This is a genomic window from Paraburkholderia sp. GAS32 (assembly GCF_050434225.1).
GTDB classification, from domain to species: domain Bacteria; phylum Pseudomonadota; class Gammaproteobacteria; order Burkholderiales; family Burkholderiaceae; genus Paraburkholderia; species Paraburkholderia madseniana.
Genome location: NZ_JBNPVS010000011.1, coordinates 137,732 through 156,755, shown reverse-complemented (window position 1 = coordinate 156,755; position 19,024 = coordinate 137,732). Strand labels below are relative to the sequence as shown.

The 19,024-nt window shown below is 65.1% G+C and carries 15 protein-coding genes and 1 pseudogene; 7 read left to right on the top strand and 9 right to left on the bottom strand.

Annotated elements, in window-relative coordinates; all coding sequences use genetic code 11:
- Positions 1 to 30: 30 nt before the first annotated feature.
- Positions 31 to 1,002 (top strand): thymidylate synthase, encoded by a 972-nt coding sequence (locus P3T25_RS16135; RefSeq protein WP_154560617.1) that lies wholly within the window; start codon positions 31 to 33, stop codon positions 1,000 to 1,002.
- A 125-nt stretch (positions 1,003 to 1,127) separates the two neighbouring features.
- Here P3T25_RS16135 and P3T25_RS16130 read toward each other — a convergent pair whose 3' ends face one another.
- Both P3T25_RS16130 and P3T25_RS16125 read right to left on the bottom strand, forming a co-directional pair.
- Complete coding sequence (locus P3T25_RS16130) at positions 1,128 to 3,698, bottom strand: DUF6600 domain-containing protein (protein WP_429358367.1); 2,571 nt, start codon at positions 3,696 to 3,698, stop codon at positions 1,128 to 1,130.
- A gap of 182 nt (positions 3,699 to 3,880) precedes the next feature.
- On the bottom strand, positions 3,881 to 4,594 hold the full coding sequence (locus tag P3T25_RS16125; RefSeq protein WP_429358366.1) for an ArsR/SmtB family transcription factor: 714 nt from the start codon (positions 4,592 to 4,594) through the stop codon (positions 3,881 to 3,883).
- A gap of 246 nt (positions 4,595 to 4,840) precedes the next feature.
- Here P3T25_RS16125 and P3T25_RS16120 point away from each other — a divergent pair, with 246 nt between their 5' ends.
- From P3T25_RS16120 to P3T25_RS16105, 4 genes are all read left to right on the top strand, one after another.
- On the top strand, positions 4,841 to 4,996 hold the full coding sequence (locus P3T25_RS16120; RefSeq protein WP_429358365.1) for a hypothetical protein: 156 nt from the start codon (positions 4,841 to 4,843) through the stop codon (positions 4,994 to 4,996).
- A gap of 137 nt (positions 4,997 to 5,133) precedes the next feature.
- Positions 5,134 to 6,402: an MFS transporter gene (locus tag P3T25_RS16115; protein ID WP_429358364.1), complete on the top strand. Its 1,269-nt coding sequence runs from the start codon at positions 5,134 to 5,136 to the stop codon at positions 6,400 to 6,402.
- Positions 6,402 to 7,463, top strand: coding sequence for a GlxA family transcriptional regulator (locus tag P3T25_RS16110; protein WP_429358363.1), 1,062 nt, complete (start codon positions 6,402 to 6,404; stop codon positions 7,461 to 7,463). Before P3T25_RS16115 ends, P3T25_RS16110 begins: the two co-directional genes overlap by 1 nt.
- Positions 7,464 to 7,609: 146 nt before the next feature.
- Positions 7,610 to 8,116 carry an acyl-CoA thioesterase gene (locus P3T25_RS16105; protein ID WP_154560622.1) on the top strand — a complete coding sequence of 169 codons (507 nt, stop codon included), beginning with the start codon at positions 7,610 to 7,612 and terminating at the stop codon, positions 8,114 to 8,116.
- A gap of 163 nt (positions 8,117 to 8,279) precedes the next feature.
- Here the strand turns inward: P3T25_RS16105 and fumC are convergent, their stop codons facing one another.
- From fumC to P3T25_RS16085, 4 genes are all read right to left on the bottom strand, one after another.
- The gene (gene fumC, locus P3T25_RS16100; protein ID WP_154560623.1) at positions 8,280 to 9,680 is read right to left on the bottom strand and encodes a class II fumarate hydratase; all 1,401 of its coding nucleotides are present in this window, start codon (positions 9,678 to 9,680) and stop codon (positions 8,280 to 8,282) included.
- Positions 9,681 to 9,696: 16 nt separating this feature from the next.
- Complete coding sequence (locus tag P3T25_RS16095) at positions 9,697 to 11,373, bottom strand: phospholipase D family protein (RefSeq protein ID WP_168435706.1); 1,677 nt, start codon at positions 11,371 to 11,373, stop codon at positions 9,697 to 9,699.
- 266 nt (positions 11,374 to 11,639) lie between these two features.
- A complete protein-coding gene (locus tag P3T25_RS16090) occupies positions 11,640 to 13,052 on the bottom strand; it encodes an MATE family efflux transporter (RefSeq protein ID WP_429358362.1) in 1,413 nt (470 codons plus the stop codon).
- 237 nt (positions 13,053 to 13,289) lie between these two features.
- Entirely contained in the window at positions 13,290 to 13,508 is a 219-nt protein-coding gene (locus tag P3T25_RS16085; RefSeq protein WP_011489423.1) for an RNA-binding S4 domain-containing protein, read from the bottom strand.
- 313 nt (positions 13,509 to 13,821) lie between these two features.
- On the opposite strand from P3T25_RS16085, the gene P3T25_RS16080 reads away from it, so the two are divergent.
- Positions 13,822 to 14,277 carry a hypothetical protein gene (locus P3T25_RS16080; RefSeq protein ID WP_154560625.1) on the top strand — a complete coding sequence of 152 codons (456 nt, stop codon included), beginning with the start codon at positions 13,822 to 13,824 and terminating at the stop codon, positions 14,275 to 14,277.
- A 189-nt stretch (positions 14,278 to 14,466) separates the two neighbouring features.
- A complete protein-coding gene (locus P3T25_RS16075) occupies positions 14,467 to 16,683 on the top strand; it encodes an ATP-dependent helicase (RefSeq protein ID WP_429358361.1) in 2,217 nt (738 codons plus the stop codon).
- An 8-nt stretch (positions 16,684 to 16,691) separates the two neighbouring features.
- Here the strand turns inward: P3T25_RS16075 and P3T25_RS16070 are convergent, their stop codons facing one another.
- From P3T25_RS16070 to P3T25_RS16060, 3 genes and pseudogenes are all read right to left on the bottom strand, one after another.
- Positions 16,692 to 17,462: a DUF4088 family protein gene (locus P3T25_RS16070; RefSeq protein WP_154560627.1), complete on the bottom strand. Its 771-nt coding sequence runs from the start codon at positions 17,460 to 17,462 to the stop codon at positions 16,692 to 16,694.
- Positions 17,463 to 17,791: 329 nt separating this feature from the next.
- Positions 17,792 to 18,115, bottom strand: coding sequence for an AzlD domain-containing protein (locus tag P3T25_RS16065; protein ID WP_154560628.1), 324 nt, complete (start codon positions 18,113 to 18,115; stop codon positions 17,792 to 17,794).
- Positions 18,116 to 18,195: 80 nt separating this feature from the next.
- Positions 18,196 to 18,951, bottom strand: a pseudogene (locus P3T25_RS16060) (AzlC family ABC transporter permease); the annotation flags it as partial.
- Between the last annotated feature and the right edge of the window lie 73 nt (positions 18,952 to 19,024).

Sequence of the window (19,024 nt, the reverse complement as noted above, 5' to 3'; positions counted from 1 at the left end):
CCAAGGGCGCGCTTCGTCGAAGGAACCCGCATGAAACAATACCTCGACCTCGTCCGCACGATTCTCGACACCGGCACGTGGCAGGAGAACCGCACCGGCATCCGCACCATCAGCATGCCGGGCGCCATGTTGCGCTTCGACCTCCAGCAGGGCTTTCCCGCCGTCACCACGAAAAAACTGGCGTTCAAATCGGCGGTGGGCGAGCTGGTCGGCTTTCTGCGCGCCTCGCGCAGCGCCGCGGATTTTCGCGACCTCGGCTGTAAGGTGTGGGACGCGAACGCCAACCAGAATCCGCAATGGCTCGCCAATCCGTATCGCCAGGGCCCGGATGATCTCGGCGACGTGTATGGCGTGCAGTGGCGCCAGTGGCCGGCCTACAAGGTGCTGGACGCAGGCGCGAGCGCGCAATTGGCCGACGCCACGGCGCGCGGCTTCCAGGTGGTGACGGAATTCGAGGAAGACGGCAGCCCCAAGGTGCTGCTGTACAAGGCGATCGACCAGTTGCGGCAGTGTCTCGACACGATCATGCAGAACCCGGCCGACCGGCGAATTTTGTTTCATGCCTGGAACCCCGCCGTGCTGGACCAGATCGCGCTGCCGGCTTGCCACCTGCTTTATCAGTTCCTGCCGAATGTTGCGCGGCGCGAAATTTCGCTGTGTTTGTACATTCGCAGCAACGATGTCGGCCTCGGCACGCCGTTCAATCTGACCGAAGGCGCGGCGTTGTTGCATCTGGTTGGCCGGCTGACGGGTTATACGCCGCGCTGGTTCACCTACTTCATCGGCGACGCGCACATCTACGAGAATCAGCTCGACATGCTGCAGCAACAGCTCACGCGCGAGCCGTATGAAAGCCCGGCTTTCGCGATCTCGGACCGTGTGCCGGACTACGCGAAAACCGGTGTGTATGAGCCGGAATGGCTCGAGAAGATCGAGCCGTCGGACTTCTCGCTGGTCGGCTACCGGCATCACGAGCCGCTCACGGCGCCGATGGCGGTCTGAACGCGCTCTGAGCGTCTGCTCGCAGCCCGCTCAAAGAAAAACCCCCGCGATGCGAATCGCGGGGGTTTTTTCTTGCCGCTTTCCGGCTATCGGGTTGTCAGCGCATCTAGCTGCGCGCGTAACCTTTAGCCTTTGTGATGCTCGTCACGATTGCCGCCGCTCGAATGCTGGTCGGCGTGCTGCGGTTGCGGCTGGGGGCGCGGCTGCTGCGCCTGCTGCGGACGCGGTTCAGGGCGCGGCTGCTGCACCTGTTGCGGTTGCGGTTGAGGGCGCGGCTGCTGTACCTGTTGCGGTTGCGGTTGAGGGCGCGGCTGCTGCACCTGTTGCGGTTGCGGTTGCGGGCGCGGCTCAGGGCGCGGCTGCTGTACCTGCTGTGGTTGCGGGCGCGGCTCAGGGCGCGGCTGCTGTACCTGCTGCGGTTGCGGGCGCGGCTCCGGACGTGGCTGCTGCACTTGCTGCGGTTGCGGTTCAGGACGCGGCTGCTGTACCTGTTGCGGCTGCGGACGATATTCCTGGCGCGGTTGCTGCTGCGCCTGCTGCATCTGTTGCGGCTGGGGCGCCTGCGGCTGGGCGCGCACTTCAGGTGCTCGCGGCGGCTGCGCTTCTGGCTGGCGCTGAACCTGTTGCTGCGGCCCAGGACGTGCCTCCGGCTGGCGAGCCTGTTCCTGCGGGGCACCATGCTGCTGCGCCTGCTGGGCCATCGGCGTATGCGGTTGCGTCCATGCAGGCTCGTGCCGTCCTTCCGCACCGGGTTGCTGACCGGCTTGCGCCGGTGCGCCGTGCTGTTGCGCGAAAGCGTTCGGGTTGGCGCCGTTCGCTTGCGGCGGACGGGGCACGCCATTGGACGGATGAGCTGCCTCGCCGGGTTGCTGATGCACGTTGGCCATTTGCGGCGGCATGCCTGGCCGCGCCTGCGGTTCGCCGCCACGTTGCGGTTGACCGTTGAGCGGCGCTTCGCCCGGTCGCTGACCGGCCTGTTGCATGCCATTAGGCGTACCCGGTGCACCCGGCGCTGCGCCCGGCGTCCGTCCGGCCATATGCGACTGCACGACCCGCACGTTCTGCGCCGGCATGACCCCCGGACCGCCTGCCATGTGAGCCGGCACCGAGGTTCGCACGATCGGCTCGCCCGCGCCCGGCACACGTCCGCCGCTCTGCGCAAAACGTTGCGCGAGACTGTCGTGGTACGCCGCCGGCACGGCCGGACTGCGCGTCGCGACGACCGGACGCGCCGTCACGCCGGCCGGCGGACGGTAATTCGCGTTACGCAGGCCCGGTCCAAAGCTTTCCTTCACCGGCGCGATCCCCGGACCGCCCGGATTGATCTGCGCGTTGCGCCACTGTTGCGGATCGACCTTCTGCGCGAAGCGGCCAACCGATTGACCGTGCACGAAGGCTGTCGCCGGCACCGCGGTCACGCCGCCCGGCGCGCGATAGTTGATGTACGTGTTGTGAATGTTGGTCACATTCACGTTCGTCACGTTGCGGTTGTAGTTGTTGACGACCGTGGTGTTGTTGACGCGGTTGTAGTAACCCGGGCTCCAATGATCGTGATCGCCCCAGTGCGGATGCCACGGTTCGCCTGGGCCCAGCGGGAACCACGCGACGCCGGCCGCGACGGCGCCGCCAATCGCGAGACTCACGCCCCAGTTGACTCCGTCGCCACCGCCGCCCACGAAGGCGACCAGCGCCGGTGCGTAGACGGGCGGTTCGCTTTCCACCACCGGTCCCGGCACCCATGCCCACGAGTCGTCATCGTAGGCCCAGCGGCCGTAGTGGTAGGGCGCGAAGCCCCACGGTGCGTCGTCGACCCAGGTCCAGCCCCACGGCGCTTGCCATACCCAATGGCCGTCGTGATAAGGCGCCCAGCCGGCGGGTGTCTCACGCGGCACCCACACTTCACCGTACTGCGGGCTGCTGCGCCACGTGCCGTTGGCGTCGAGATCCTGATAGCCGGGGATGTCGCGCGACACGTAGCGCGCCGATACTGAGCGGTCTTCCGCAGCGTCGCGGCTCGCCGCCCATTGATCGAAGCCGTCGAGGCCGGGCGCGCCGTTGTCGCCGACCTGTTGCAGGTTGGTGCCGGCAAAGCGGATCTGCTGGCCGGCCGCGACCGGCACCTGGCCGCTGTCGCCGTACACGGTCGCGCTGCCGCTGCGCACGGTGACGGTGGTGCTGCTGCCGTCCGGCGCTACGTCGACGCGATAGTCGCCAGGGCCGTTCAGGCCGAGCGCCAGATTCGGCGTGTCGATTTCATAGGAGGAGCCGGGCGCCAGTCCGCGCACCCGCGCCGACAACGTACCCTGAGCGACCTTCAACTGCGCGCTGTTGTCATCGAGATTGAGGATGTCGAGGCTGGTGGACTGGCCGAGGCGTACCGCGGTCGAACCGATGTGCAGTTCGGAGCGCGCATTCTGATCGTTCCACAACTGATCGCCGGTGGTAAGCGGGCGATTGATCTGTGCGTATGACCAGTCGGTCGCGCCGGCTGGTTCGGTGGTCACGGCGCCGGCGGTGTAGTTCAGACGCGCAACACGCCCAGGCGGATCGGTGTTCTGTGAAGCAGCCCCTGGCGGCGCCTGTTCGGCTTCCTGCGCGAGGGTGGCTTGCGCCGCGAACAGGAACGCCGCGGCGGCGATCAGCGTGTAACCGGTGATCCGGCGTTTCGATTGTTGCGGTGTGGTCACTGTTCTCATGATTTGGCTCCGACGGACGCGCATTGTGCAGCATCCGTGAGAACCACTCTACCCGTACGGATTGTTTCAAGGCCCCCACTTTTGTAAGGCTCCCTCACGAGCGTGTAACAAAAGGTCTCGATGGAGCGTTTCGTAAGCTGAATGCGCAAATTTTGTAATCACGTCAATCAGTTAAGCTTGTTTCAAGCGGCCAGGAACGCGTCGAAATGGCGGTGGCCTGCCGGGGTGATGCGCAAGATCCGTGGCCGCTCAGTGCGTTCGACCCAGCCATGCGCCGACCACGAATCGAGCAGCGCTGCGCCGAGCGCGCCGCCCAGGTGCGGACGCCGTTCGCTCCAGTCGGGACAGGTACAGGCGAAGCGGCGCCGGCGGCTCTTCTGGGCGGACATGTCGATGCCCCACTCGGCGAAGCGGGCGGCGCCGTCGGTAGTGGCTTCGAGCGACGAACCGTGCAGCGTCAGCAGACCGCGCTCGACCAGCCGCTCGAACACCCGTACCGACAGTTCGCCCGCCATATGGTCGTAGCAGGTGCGGGCGTAGCGCATGTCGACCGGCACGGTGCGCACCGGTCGCGGCACGGCCCGTTGCGGGGCGCTGACCTGCGCAACATTGGCGAGCGCTTCGATGGAGGCAGCGATATCCGGCGAGGCGATCCGGAAATAGCGATGCCGGCCGCGCACTTCGAGCGCGAGCAGGCCGCCGTCGGTCAGACGCGCCAGATGAGCACTGGCCGCCGACGGCGAGAGCCCGGCGATCATCGTCAGTTCACCGGCCGGGCGGGCGCTGCCGTCCATCAACGACCACAGCATGGCGGCGCGGCCAGGGTCGGCGAGCAGCGCACCGATGCGGCTCAAGCCGGGGAAGTGATTCTGTTCGTCGGTGAGGGTGGTGGGCATCAGGCGTCTCCGGTTGGCGGCGCGGGCAGGGCGCCATGCAGTCCACTGTATCTGGCTGCTGTATTCGATGTTTCAGATTAGCGTGAATCGTCGAATGCAGTGGCTACGAAAATCCGGCGGGAAGGGCAGGCTAGTGCGTGCTTCGATAAGACGCTGTTTCTGCGTTTCGGTGCGGCGATGCCGCTTTGGCGTCGCGTAAGCCCGTCAGGCTAGAATCGAACCCTGTCTTTGCAGGAACACGCCGTCATGAAATTTCTTCTTGCCGCCGCGGCCGCGGCCGCGGCCGCGGTTCTGCTGTTCAGCGCGTGCGCGCAGGGCGGTTCCGGCTCGAGTTCGGGTGCGGGCACCGGCAGTATCACGATGTACGGCACGATCGACGAAGGCGTGACGGTCCGCAAGTAAGTGCGAGGCGCACGCGGCAACATTTTCAGGTGGACGAGTGCGGTGACTGGCTGGAATTGATGCATCATTGGCATTCCTGCCACCTCCGGCCATGTGACGATCCAGGCATCGCCACTTTCGCCGTCCGAGGCCTACCGATGCCGCCACCCGCTGCTCCCTCCGCCGTTTCTTCCTTTGCCGCCACCCAAACCGGCTCCGGCCACGCCGACCCTCATAACCGGCGCGCCGCGCGCGTGCTGGCGGTCTGCCAGGCGCTCTACACTTCATCGGTCTCGATCGATCTGACCTTGACCGGTCTGGTCGGCTACACGCTTGCCGACGACAAGGCGCTCGCGACGCTGCCGTTTTCGCTGATTACCGTCGCCGCCGCACTCACCACCATCTTCGCGTCGTTCCTGATGGCGCGCATCGGACGGCGCGCGGGCTTCATGCTCGGCGCGGGTGTCGGCGCGCTGGGCGGGGCCGTCTCGGTGTGGGCGATCTTTCATCACAGCTTCTGGGCGTTCTGCGCCGGCACGGCGACCGTCGGTGTGTTCCAGGCGTTCGCGCAGTACTACCGGCTGGCGGCCGCGGATGCCGTCGGAATCGAAGGGAAAAGCCGCGCGATTTCGACGGTGCTCACCGGCGGCGTGGTGGCAGCCGTCTGCGGGCCACTTCTTGCCACATGGAGCAAGGACTGGCTCGCGCCGGTGGCGTTCGCCGGCTCCTATGCGCTTGTCACCGGCTTCGGGCTCGTATCGATCGCCATGCTGGCGCTGCTGTATCGCGACGCCGCACCGTCCGCGAGTGCGGCCGTGACGCACGAACCGGCGCGGCCGCTCGGCGAAATCGTACGGCAGCCGATCTTTGCCGCGGCGCTCGCCAATAACGCGCTCGGCTACGCCGTGATGATGTTCGTGATGACCGCGACGCCAATTGCGGCGGTCGCGTGCGGTCACACGATCGGCGACGGCGCGGCGATCATTCAATGGCACCTCGTCGGCATGTTCGCGCCGTCGCTGTTTTCCGCGCGGCTGATCCGGCGCTTCGGCGTGTTGCCGGTGATCGGTGCGGGGATCGTGCTGTCGGCGCTGTGCGGTGTGTTGGCGCTGCGCTCGACCGATCTGCCGCACTTCTACGCGGCGCTCGCATGTCTGGGCGTGGGGTGGAATTTCATGTTCGTCGGCGGCTCGACGCTGCTCACGCAATCGTACCGGCCGTCCGAGCGGGCCAAGACGCAGGCAACCAGCGAATTCACGACGTTTGCGTTTTCCGCGCTGGGCTCGCTGTTCGCCGGGCAATTGCTGGCGCGCTTCGGCTGGGCGACGATCAATGCCGCGATTTTTCCGCTGCTGGGGTTGGCGGCGTTGGCTACGCTCGGGTATGCGTGGTCGAACAAGCGGCAACTCGCCCAAGGGGTTTCTTGATGGCTGCACGTCATATCGTTTTCGCGGTCGCTCCCGACCTCGTGCTGCTCGATGCGTGCGGGCCGCTTGAGGCGTTCTGGCGCGCAGAGTTGACGATGGTGGCTGCGGCGGGTAAGTCTGGCAACGCTGCCGAGCCGGTCGCCTATCGCACGACGGTCGCGTCGATCGACGGCGGCGTGCTGCAAACCTTTCCTGGCCTGCCGGTCGTCACGCAACGGCTCGATTCGCTCGACGACCAGCCGATCGACACGCTGATCGTCCCCGGCGTCCCGATCGACGACCACTGCACATTACAGCCGGAACTCGTCGCGTGGATCAGGCGTCGTGCGCCGGAGGCGCGGCGCGTCTGCTCGGTCTGCACGGGCGCCTTCTATCTGGCTGCGGCGGGCCTGCTCGACGGCCGCCGGGCGACCACCCATTGGCGGGAAGCGCCGCATCTCGCGCGCCGCTTTCCCAACGTACAGGTCGACGCTGATCCGATCTTTATCCGCGACGTGGGCCATGGCGAAGAAAGGCGCGTCGTCTGGACATCGGCGGGCGTGACGGCGGGAATCGATCTGGCATTGGCGCTGATCGAAGAAGATGTCGGCCACGCGGTCGCGATGCAGGCGGCGCGGCGGCTGGTGGTGTTCATGAAGCGGCCCGGCGGCCAGTCGCAATTCAGCGCGGCGTTGGCAGCGCAGGCCTCGGCAGGCGGACCATTCGAGGCGTTGCATAGCTGGATGGCGGGCCATTTGCGCGACGACCTGTCGGTCGAGCGGCTGGCCGAGCGCGCGCAGATGAGTCCGCGGACTTTCGCCCGACGCTACGTCGACGAGGTTGGCCGCACGCCGGCTAAAACGGTGTCGGCACTGCGGCTGGAGGCGGCCGCGCGGGCGTTGGCGGAGTCGCGCCGGCCGCTGAAGCGGATTGCGCTCGATTGTGGCTTCGGCAGCGAGCAGAATTTGAGGCGCGCCTTTGTGCGGCGCTTCGGCGTATTGCCGCTGGAGTATCGGGAGCGTTTCGAGTCGGCGGTCGTGCCGCAGCGCGCGGCGGTTTCTGCGGTTGTGGCGGCGGGTTAAGCGGGTTCCTAAACGAAAGCTCGACGAAAGCATTGCGCTCGTCCAGGCCGACATTCGGCTACATAACCCCACCCAATCCGCGACGGGGTCAATATTGCGCTCGTATAATCGCCTCCTTTAAATGCGTCCGATTGACCGGAGTCAAGATGAGCACCCCTGCCTTAGCGCCCCTGGACCGTTCCGAAACCACCTTCCGCTTTCTCGCCGAGCCCAGCTCGGTCAACTTCGGCGGCAAGGTGCATGGCGGCGCGTTGATGAAGTGGATCGACGAGACCGCGTACGCGTGCTCGGCGGTGTGGTCGGGGCGCTACTGCGTGACGGTCAGCGTGGGCAATATCCGATTCCGTCGACCGATTCTCGTCGGCAACCTGGTTGAGCTGCGCGCGCGCGTCGTGGCGACGGGGCGTACCAGCATGCACATCCACGTGTCGGTGCAGGCAGGCGATCCGAAGGGCGGCGAGCTGCTGCAAACCACGGACTGCCTGGTGGTGATGGTCGCGGTCAACGAGAACGGCCACCCCGTGCCGGTGCCGGCGTTCGTACCGGAAACAGATGAACAGAAGCGCCTTGCCAGGTACGCGATGGACGTGAAGGAAGCGCTCGACGCGATCGTCGAACTGAAGCCGGAAGAAGTGGCGCAGGGGAAGGTTTAAGGGGCGCCTCGGTCGGCATCGGCACGCCTTGCGGGGACGTGCCGCCGCTTGCCAGGGGCATGCACAACAGGACGCGCGAACATTGCGTCCGCGCGGCCTGCTGTTTGCATTCACGTCAGCCAATCTGCCGGATCGGCCAAGCTCCGGCCGATCCCATCGGCGATCACCCCGCCGAATGCCCGACCATATCCTTCGGCTGCACCCATTCGTCGAACTGCTGCTCGGTGACATAGCCGAGCTTGAGCGCCGACGCCTTCAGCGTCGTACCTTCCTTGTGCGCCTTCTTCGCAATCTGCGCGGCCTTGTCGTAACCGATGTGCGGATTGAGCGCCGTTACCAGCATCAGCGATTCGTTGAGCAACGTATCGATGCGCTCGCGATTCGGTTCGATGCCCACAGCACAGTTGTCGTTGAAACTGTGCGCGCCGTCGGCGAGCAAACGGACCGATTGCAGCACGTTGTGCGCAATCATCGGCCGAAACACATTCAACTCGAAGTTGCCGCTCGCACCGCCGATATTCACCGCGACGTCGTTGCCGAACACTTGCGCGCACAGCATCGTCAAGGCTTCGGACTGGGTCGGATTGACCTTGCCCGGCATGATCGAACTGCCTGGTTCGTTCTCCGGAATCGACAGTTCGCCGAGGCCGCAACGCGGGCCGCTCGCGAGCCAACGGATGTCGTTGGCGATCTTGTTCAGGCTCGCCGCCACCGTCTTCAACGCGCCATGCGCGAACACCAGCGCATCGGCCGCGGCCATCACTTCGAATTTGTTGGGCGCGGAGACGAACGGCAAGCCGGTCAGTTTGCCGATTGCCGCCGCCACCTTGTCGGCGAACTGCGGATGCGCGTTCAAACCGGTGCCGACTGCCGTACCGCCCTGGGCGAGTTCGTACAGATGCGGCAGCGCCGATTCCACGTGACGGATGCCGTGATCGAGTTGTGCGACATAGCCTGAAAACTCCTGGCCGAGCGTCAGCGGCGTGGCGTCCTGCAGATGCGTGCGGCCGATCTTGACGACGTCCGCGAAGGCCTTCGCCTTGCCGTCGAGCGTCTCGCGCAGCGTCTTCAGCGCGGGCAGCAGATGCTTGACGATCGCGTAGGCGGCGGCCACGTGCATCGCCGTCGGAAACACGTCGTTCGACGACTGGCCGCGATTCACATCGTCGTTCGGATGCACCTTGCGCGCTTCGCCGCGCTCGCCGCCGAGCAGCTCGCTCGCGCGATTCGCGATCACCTCGTTGAGGTTCATGTTGGTCTGCGTGCCGGAGCCGGTTTGCCAGACCGCGAGCGGAAATTCTTCAGGGTGCTTGCCGTCGATGATCTCGTCGGCCGCCTGCATGATCGCCTTGGCCTTGTTCTCGTCGAGCACGCCCAGACCCTGGTTGACCTCGGCGGCGGCGCGCTTGATGACGGCCAGCGCGGTGATCAGTTCGGGCGATTGTTTTTCAGACGAAATGCGGAAATTCTGCAGCGAGCGCTGGGTCTGCGCGCCCCATAGACGAGCGTTCGGCACAGCGATTTCACCGAACGTGTCGCGCTCCATTCGTACGTCTTCAGTCATGGTTCAACTCCGCTTTTCAAAGTTCTGCGTTGACAGGCAATAAGGAGAATAGACCCGTTAGCGCGTTCCGGTAAAAACCCGCTTGGGGGTCGAAGATATAGGTGCGGCGCGCGCCGTCTTCGACGTCGGTCCAGACGAGCGGCGAGAGGGGCGCGCCGATCGAGCGCAGATAGGCGAGTTGCGCCGCGTCGGCGAGCGTGACCTGGTAGCTTGCTTCGGGCGCGATGGCACGTTCGAAGATCTGTGCAACCTGCTCGGCGAGCGCCGGGCTATGGATGACCAGCGTCTGCTCGGTGTTCAGATTGGCCGAGCGCGGATCGAGATTCATCGAGCCGATCACCAGAATCTTGCGGTCGATGACATAAGTCTTTGCGTGCAGGCTGGCTCGCGAGCTGGATCCGGCGAAACCGACACGCCGCGCCTTCTGCTGCGGTTTGAATTCATACAATTCCACGCCCTGTTGCAGCAGCGGCACGCGGAAGGGGCTATAGCCGGCTTGCACCGCTACCGCGTCGGTCGCCGCGAGCGAGTTGGTCAGCACGGCGATGCGTACGCCACGATGCGTCAGTTCGCCGGCTGCCTTGACGCCGCTCTCGTGCGGTACGAAGTAGGGCGAAATAATCAGAAAATCTTTCTGCGCGTCGTGCATCAGCTCGCCCAGTCGCTGCATTGGCGGACTGACGTAGTCCGGCGAGGGATGTTCGATTTTCTCCGGCAAGTCCGCTTTGAATTCGGCCGGCGCCCACGTCAAGCCAAGTTGATCCTGGGCAATCTGCGTGGCGAGCGGCGAAGCGTTCAGCGGTTTCGCGTTGTACGGGTCGGCGTTGGTGCGCCAGTGCTGGCGTAAATCGTCGCGCGTCTGGTCGAGTTCTTTCGCATCGAACTTCTGCTTGTTCAGCGCCCGCAGCGGATAGGCGATGCTGCTGTTCCAGTAGTCGTCGAAACTGGCGGAGACGTCGGCGACTACCGGGCCGGCGGCCAGCACGTCGAGGTCGCGGAACTGCAGCGTTTCGCTCGCACTGAAATATTCGTCGCCGAGATTGCGGCCGCCGACAATGGCCAACTGGTTGTCGGCGATCATCGACTTGTTGTGCATGCGGCGCGTGAAGTGGCCGATCTGCGTGAACACGTTCGTAGTGCGTTCGAATACGCCTTCCTGCGCGCTGCCGAATGGATTGAAAACGCGGATCTCGATGTTGTCGTGCGAGTTCAGACCCGCCATCGTTTGGTCGATGTCCTTGAAGTTCAGATCGTCGACCAGCATGCGCACTCTCACGCCGCGATCGGCTGCGTAGAGGGCGGCGCCGAGCAGCAGCTTGCCGGTGGTGTCCTCGTTGGCGATGTAGTACTGCATGTCGAGGGTTTTCGTCGCCGCACGTGCGAGCGCAATGCGCATCTGCAAGGCGTCGGTGCCGCTCGACAGTATCCGGAAACCGGACTGATTCGGATGCGCGGCTTCGAGCGGCGCGAGGGCCGTGTGAAGCGGCGTTGGTTGAGTGGCGGACAGTGCGTGGGTGACCGGACGGTCGAATGCGGTGGCGGGCGGCTTGGTCGCGCAAGCGGTCAGAAATGCCGTTGCGCAGCACAGCAGGAAGAAATGTCTCGTCGTCTCCCAAGGGGTCTTCCTGCGGGCCGTGCTGAACGCGCACGTGCGGTGCGGTGCAGTCTGATCCTGATTTTGATGCCACGACACGCCGGCTCTCCCTTGATTGCACGCTTCTCATGGCGGCAGCGCGCGTAGCGTGCTCACGCTGTCGAGAAATGCATTCTAAGGGGAATCAGGCGTGTGGGCTTTCGATCTTCCGTGTGACTGCGACGTGCATCGCGCGGGTGCGCGCGGTTTTGCCAGAGGGTGCATTTTATCGTTCGCGGTGTGTTTGCCGGGAAACGATGGTTGCGCCCGCAACCATCCGCGAAATGGCGGGTTAAGGTCGACCGCAGGCCGACCTCAGGCCGACCTCAGGCCGAAGGGGCCGGCGGCGTGCCGGGCATAACCGGCACGCGCCGCAAGCTCAGTTTGTGAAAGCGCAGCGTCATCAGAAGCGCAACGCTGGCAAGGCCGGCCGCGAGTCCCCACCACAAACCGCGCGCCCCCAGCCCGAAGTGAAATGCCATCACGTAACCGGTCGGAAAGCCGATGACCCAGTACCCGAACGTCGCCGCGATCATCGGCACGCGCGTGTCCCTCAGGCCGCGCAGACAGCCTGAGCCAACCGTCTGCATGCCGTCGACGATCTGGAAGATCGCGGCCACGCCGAGCAGCGAACTTGCCAACGTCACCGTGGCGGCGTTGGCTGGGTCGTCGAGATGCAGATACAGGCCGACGATCCAGTGCGGCGCGGCGATCAGCACGATGCCCGACAGCGTCATGAAGCCGACGCCGAGCGCGAGCGCGACGAAACCCGCGTGGCGTGCGGCAAGCGGCTGGCCGGCGCCGGACCAGTAGCCGATCCGCACATTGGCTGCCTGACCGATCGCGAGCGGCACCATGAAGGCCACCGAGGCGACGTTCAAGGCGATCTGATGCGCGGCCAGTTGCGATTCGCCGAGCAGGCCGACCATCAGGCCGGTGGCGAGGAACAGCGTCGATTCGACGCCATAGGTGATCGCGACCGGCCAGCCGATGCCGAACAACTCGCCCATTAGCGGCACGTTCGGCCGCGTCGCGACGACGAAATGCTTATAGCGTGGCCGCAGATGCAACAAGGCCATCAGCACGAGCGCGCTCAGCCAAACGGTGATCGAGGTGGCCGCCGCCGAACCGAGAAAGCCTAAGCGAGGCAGTCCGTGGACGCCGTGAATCAGCCCGTAGTTGAGAAAGCCGTTGACGAACACGCTGACGAGCGACACCCACAGGAGTCGCTTGGCCGCGCCGATGGCCGGCAGAAACGAGCGCATCAGGCCGACGCCGATCAGACTGCCGAGCGAGCCCCAGCGCAGCACCGCCGCGTATTCGCCGACGTTGTGCGCAAGCAGCGCGGGTTCGCCGAAGGCCAGCAGGATCGGCGTGGCGAACGACAGCAGGAAGAACGCAGGCACCGACAGCAGCACCGACAACACGAGGCCGGTCCAGTAGATATGCGGCACGCGACCTTCGTCCTGCGCGCCGCGCGCATGCGACACGCTCACGCTGACGGAGGTGAGCACGCCCTGCAGCAACGTGACCACGACGAAGAACAGGTTGGCGCCGAGGCCGCCGGCGGCGAGCGCGTCGGGGCCGAGCGAGCCGAGCAGGATCGTGTCGGTGACGCCCATCGCCATTTGCGACAGTTGCGCGATGGCGAGCGGCGCGGCGAGCCTGGCGGTGTCGGCGGCGTGGCGGGTCAGGGTCGGCGGCCGGGCGGCCACCCGGGTGAAGCCGGATTGAGTCATGGAGCGCTTGGAAGCGGAAGGGGCGACAGCGTGGCGGAGGGCGCAGCCCGGCCGATTCGCGGGGCTTGCGTGCTGCCGGTGAGGCGGCGAAATGCGGTGGCTCACCGGAGCGTAGGGCGGCTGTCAGCCGATTGTTTGTCTGTCGAAACTAACAGCTTATTGCTTAGGCGCGGGGATGTCGATGGAAGAGGCACGATTTTGGTGCGTGCGGTCCCCCGAGTTTTCGGACTTGGCGCGTCAAGCCTCGTGCACCGCGATGCGCGTATCGCCCAACAGCACGACCTGGCCCGCGCGGATTTTGCAGGTTTTACGCGTTTCGACCCGGCCGTCGACGGTCACCGCGCCGTCCGCGACCATCATTTTTGCCGACCCGCCGCTGTCCGCAAGCCCCGTTATCTTCAGGAGATTGTGCAGTTCGACGTAGTCACCGGTCAGTGTGAAATCGAGGTTGGGCATGGCGTTTGCGCCTTGAAGCAAAGGGTTCGCATGATAAGCCAGAAGCTTGCCCTGAATGAATAGTCCCCCGTGCTCCCGGACCGGATTCGGGCGATTGCAAGCAGATGTTATGTAGTTGTCAGAAAATGAAACGTTCCGTAACACGGGTCGCATATCACGAACTTCACTCGTAAAGTGCGGGTCTGTAGGAAAGCTTGCTGGATTTTTCCAGCGACGAATAGACCGGGCGAGGTGCGCATTGGATGAAGCGCACGTCAATGTGCCGCGCCGGATACGGCGCCCGCGTCACAACAACCTTAGAGAGGATTTAGCCATGACTCAGATTCGTACGCTCCTGATTGGTACCGCCCTGACTGCTTTTGCCGCTACCGCGGCGTTCGCGCAGACCGCGCAACCGGCCGCCGGTGTGAACGGCCAGGCACAGGTCCAGGCCCAAGGCGCCGATGTCGCACCCGCAGCACCGGCCGCGCAAGGTGTGCAGCCGGTGACGCCGGCGCCGACGCGTCTGACGGCATCGGGTTCGACCGATCCGCTGGTCCAGAAGCGCGACGCCAACGCACAGGCTAACGCCGAGTACAAGGCGTCGAAGAAGGCGTCCAAGGCGGAATTGGCGCAGCAGCAAAAGGCTGCCAAGTCGCAGTACAAGGAGCAGGTGCGCGACGCCAAGGTCAACCAGAAGGCTGACAAGCAGGCAGCCAACAACGAAATGAAGATAAATATGCAGGGTCAGGCTTCCGATCAGGACAACGGCGCCGACGTGAAGCACTAAGCCAGAGTTCTTCTGAAACACAAGGCGCTTCGACAACAAGCTTAGCCGTTGCCTCAGCCAACCTTGCTGCGGGGCTTCGTCAAAGTCTCGCAGTGCCCTCGCGAAGAAATGGCCCGGAGCGCGTAAGCGCCCGGGTCATTTCTTTTGGGGGCGGCAGGGAAAAAAGGGCCGCTTGTCTCTGATACTTGTATGGATATACAGTATGCGTCGCCGCGTCAATTCCACCTCAGGCCCGAATCCACTGTGCTCTCCGTCGCTGAATCTTCGCCACCGTCTGCTTCCGGTACCGATAACGATACCGATACCGCCTCCTGGCTCGCAAAGCTCAACGACGCGCAACGCGAAGCCGTCGAATACGGCGCCGACAGCCCCAACGCGCCGCCGGGCGCGCTGCTGGTGATCGCGGGGGCCGGCTCCGGCAAGACCAACACGCTGGCGCACCGGGTCGCCAATCTGGTGGTGAAGGGCGCCGATCCGCGCCGTATTCTGCTGCTCACTTTCTCACGCCGCGCCGCGCTCGAAATGACCCGCCGCGTCACGCGCATCGCTGGTGCGGCGCTCGGTACGCGGGCTGCGCTGGCGCAAGGGCTGACCTGGTCAGGGACCTTCCATAGCGTCGGCGCGCGGCTTTTGCGCGAATACGCCGACCTGATCGGCCTCGCGCCCGCCTTCACGATCAACGACCGCGAGGATTCCGCCGACCTGATGAATCTCGTGCGCCACGAGCTCGGTTTGTCGGCGAAAGAGCGGCGCTTCCCAGCCAAGGGGACCTGCTTTGCGATCTATTCGCGCGTGGTGAACACCGGCGCGTCGCTTGCCGACGTGCTCAACAGCGCGTTTCCGTGGTGCCGCGAGTGGGAAGCCGATCTGCGCATGCTGTTCGCCGCGTACGTCGAAGCCAAGCAGAAGCAGAGCGTGCTCGACTACGACGACCTGCTGCTCTACTGGTCGCATATGGCCGCGGAGCCGGCGATCGCGGCTGATCTGTCGGCGCGCTTCGATCACGTTCTGGTCGATGAGTATCAGGACACCAACCGCCTGCAGGCGTCGATCCTGCTCGCGCTGAAACCCGACGGCCGCGGCTTGACCGTGGTCGGCGACGACGCCCAGTCGATCTATTCGTTTCGCGGCGCGACCGTGCGCAACATCCTCGACTTCCCGGCGCACTTCAATCCGCCCGCGCGGCAGATCACGCTCGAGCGCAACTACCGCTCGACCGGGCCGATTCTGGCGGCGTCGAATGCGGTGATCGAGCTCGCCAGCGAGCGGTATACGAAGCATCTGTGGACTGACAAAGCATCGGCGCAGCGCCCGCGTCTGGTGACGGTCGCCGACGAAGCGGATCAGGCGCGCTATATCGTCGAACAGGTGCTCGAAGCGCGCGAGCAGGGCATGAAGCTCAAGTCACAGGCGGTGCTGTTCCGCGCCGCGCATCACAGCGCCGCGCTCGAGATCGAACTGACCCGGCGCAACATTCCGTTCGTGAAGTTCGGCGGCCTGAAGTTTCTCGATTCGGTGCACGTCAAGGATGTGCTCACCGTGCTGCGCTGGGCGGAGAATCCGCGCGACCGTGTCGCGGGTTTTCGCGTCGTGCAATTGCTCCCGGGCGTCGGCCCCGCCACCGCTGCTAAGGTGCTGGACGAGGTCGTGGCCCGGGTGGGCGCCGGCAATCCGGCCGATTTCACCCATAGCGCCGGTGGCGCGCTGGCCGCCTTTGCGCCGCCCGCTCGCGCGCAGGAGGACTGGCATCCGTTCGTCAAGCTGATGTCGAGCGTGTACGGCCGGCAGACGCCGTGGCCGGCGGAGTTCGAAATGGTGCGGCGCTGGTACGAGCCTCATCTCGAGCGCAACCATGAGGACGCGGCGATCCGTCATGCGGACGTGCTGCAGATGGAAAGCATCGCGGGCACCTATGCGTCGCGCGAACGCTTCCTGACTGAGCTGACACTCGATCCACCCGACGCGACGAGCGACGAATCCGGCGTGCCGCTGATCGACGAGGACTACCTGATCCTGTCAACGATTCATTCGGCGAAAGGGCAGGAGTGGCGCAACGTGTTCGTGCTGAATGGCGTCGACGGTTGCATTCCATCCGATCTCGGCACCGGCAGCGAAGAGGAAATCGACGAGGAACGCCGCCTGTTGTACGTGGCGATGACGCGCGCGAAGGAAGACCTGCATATCGTCGTGCCGCAGCGCTTTTACGTGCACAACCAGACCCATATGGGCGACCGTCACGTGTGGGCGTCGCGCACGCGGTTCATTCCGGCGCATCTGATGCCCTTGTTCGACGCCTACGCCTGGCCGCGCGTGCCGTTGCCGAGCGCGCCGACAGCGGCGGGACTGGCCGCGGCGGCGCAAGCGAAGATCGAGATTGGGGCGAAGCTCAGAAAGATGTGGGATTGAACCTGCTTTTACCGTGACTGCCGTTGTTGTTGCTGTTGCGGCACCGGCCGTGGCGGCACAAAGAAATTGCGCAGCCAGGCGGCGAGGCGTGAGAACACGTCATACGGTTCTTCGACGAAAATCTCCGGCTTCAGCAGGCGCAAATACTCCATGATCTGCTGCGCTTCCTGCTTCTGGAACGAGCCGTGCGAAATGCCCAGGCGCAGCAGTCCTCGCAGTTCGCCGAGCTTTTCGCGCGCAGTGCTGCCCACGCTCGTTTCGCACGCTACTTTGGCTTCGTAGACGCGCTGACGCAGCGATTCCACCAGACGCCAGGCCGGCGTCTGCATGACTTCCTCGAGCGCCTGGATGTCCTGCGCGGCGCTCTTGATCTGCGCCGCGAGAGGATCGATCAACGCCGCGTCGCCTTCCGCTTCCTTGACGATGGCAGCGGCCCAGTCGCGGCACTGCTTGGCGAGCTCTTCCGGCGTCCATTCCGAACGGGCTGCAAAGCCGAAACCGAATTCCCCCGCCTGCCTCATCAGGATCGCGACGACGTCCGGGAATTCCTTGTCCAGCGTGCGTTTCGCCCATGCGTACTGGCCGCCCTGCAACATCCGCTGAACCGCGTGTTCGGTTAGCGGCACCATGTTGTCGAGCAGCTTGGCGCGCAAAAAGTCCTCAAACGACGGCGTCGCGAACTGCGGATCGAGCTTCAGCGAAACCCGCAGAAATGCGTCGAAGTCCTTGCGTAGCGTCGCAATGGTCTCGTCTTTGAGTGTGAGGGTGATCTGACCCATGTGTTATCCCGTTTGGTCCTGCCGCGCTGCTTCGTCATGTCGGCGTTCGCGCACGGACCCCGTGAGACGCGACGCCTATGCCGGCGCGGTTGATTGCTGCCTGTTGCCGCGTAACCAGCGGGACGTATCCCGACGAGCGGACCTCGACATCTTATCGGCGGATTCAGGGAAAACTTAAGGGTGCGCGAGGCGCCGGCGGCGGCTTTAGAGGAATGCGTCGCCTGCGAGGGCAGCGCATGGCGGGCGCCACCCCAATCCCGAGCCCGCCGCGCCTGGCGCCTATGGCAATCTGGGCGCCGTTTGCACGCGATGTAGGCGTCGAACAGCGCCTATTTAAGCACAACGCCTTGCCAGACAAAAAAGACTGTCAGGCCGACCGCGATGGTCAGGAGCGGTCGGCGCGTCAGCGCGCTGACTACGATGGCGGCCAGCGCCCCGACCAGTTGCGGATTGCGCCAGGTCAGTTCGGCGCCGGCGCCGTGCGGCGAGACCGCCATCGGGACGATGATCGCCGTCAGCACGGTAACGGGCACGAAGCCGAGCGCGGTGCGCACGAGCGGCGGAAACACCAGCCGGTCGCCGAGCACGAAGACGGCGGCGCGGATCACCCACGTAATGGCGGCCATGCCGAGGATCAGAACGACGTAGTTCATCGCGACGCCTCCATGGTTTCCTTTGAGGTTTTCCGCGGGGCTTCCCGGTGGGGGCCCTGTGAGGTTTCGCGCGAAGTTGCTCGCGAGGATTCGCGATTTCCCCGCGCGCCTCGCCCAAATCGCGGCGCCGACAGCAAGACACCGATTGCCACACCCGCGAACACGGCGCCGAGCAGGCCGAGCTTGTACGGCCACGCCTGCCAGAAGAAAGCCAGCGTGCCCGCGGTCGCGGCCGCAGCGATATAGCGCAGCGCGACGAGCTGCGGCACGACGATCGCGATGAAAGTGGCGACCATCGCGAAATCGAGCCCGAGCGACTGCAGGCCCGGAAAGGCCGCGCCGAACAGCAGGCCGGCGACGGTCCAGATCTGCCAGTTCAGGTACATGGCCAGACCCGCGCCAAAGAAGTAGTGCGGGCCGACCGTGCCGGGCTCCCGATGCCGGTAATGTTCCCACGCGACCGCGAAGACTTCGTCGGTGAGCAGCGCGCCGAGCGCCCAGCGCCAGCGCGAGGGCAGGTGCGCGACGTGCGGCGCGAGCGTCGCGCTATACAGCACGTGACGCAGGTTGACGACGAGCGTGGTCGCCCAGATCACCGCAAAACTCGCGTGGCCGGCGATCAGGCCCAATGCGATGAATTGCGCGGAACCGGCGAACACGACGAGCGACATCAGTTGTCCATGCCACAGATGCAGCGGGCCGGACGCGACCAGGGTGCCGAAGATCACGCCGAAGGGCGCCGCGCCGACCATCATCGGGATGATGTCGCGCGCGCCGGCGGTGAATTCTTTTAAGTGGCCTGTGCTTGAGGGCTGGCCTGGGTTGGAATGGGTCAATCTTGCCTCCTTGATGCGCAAAGGATAGCGGGCAAGGCTGGGCGGGGGCTTGTACGTTCTTGCGGTGGATGGG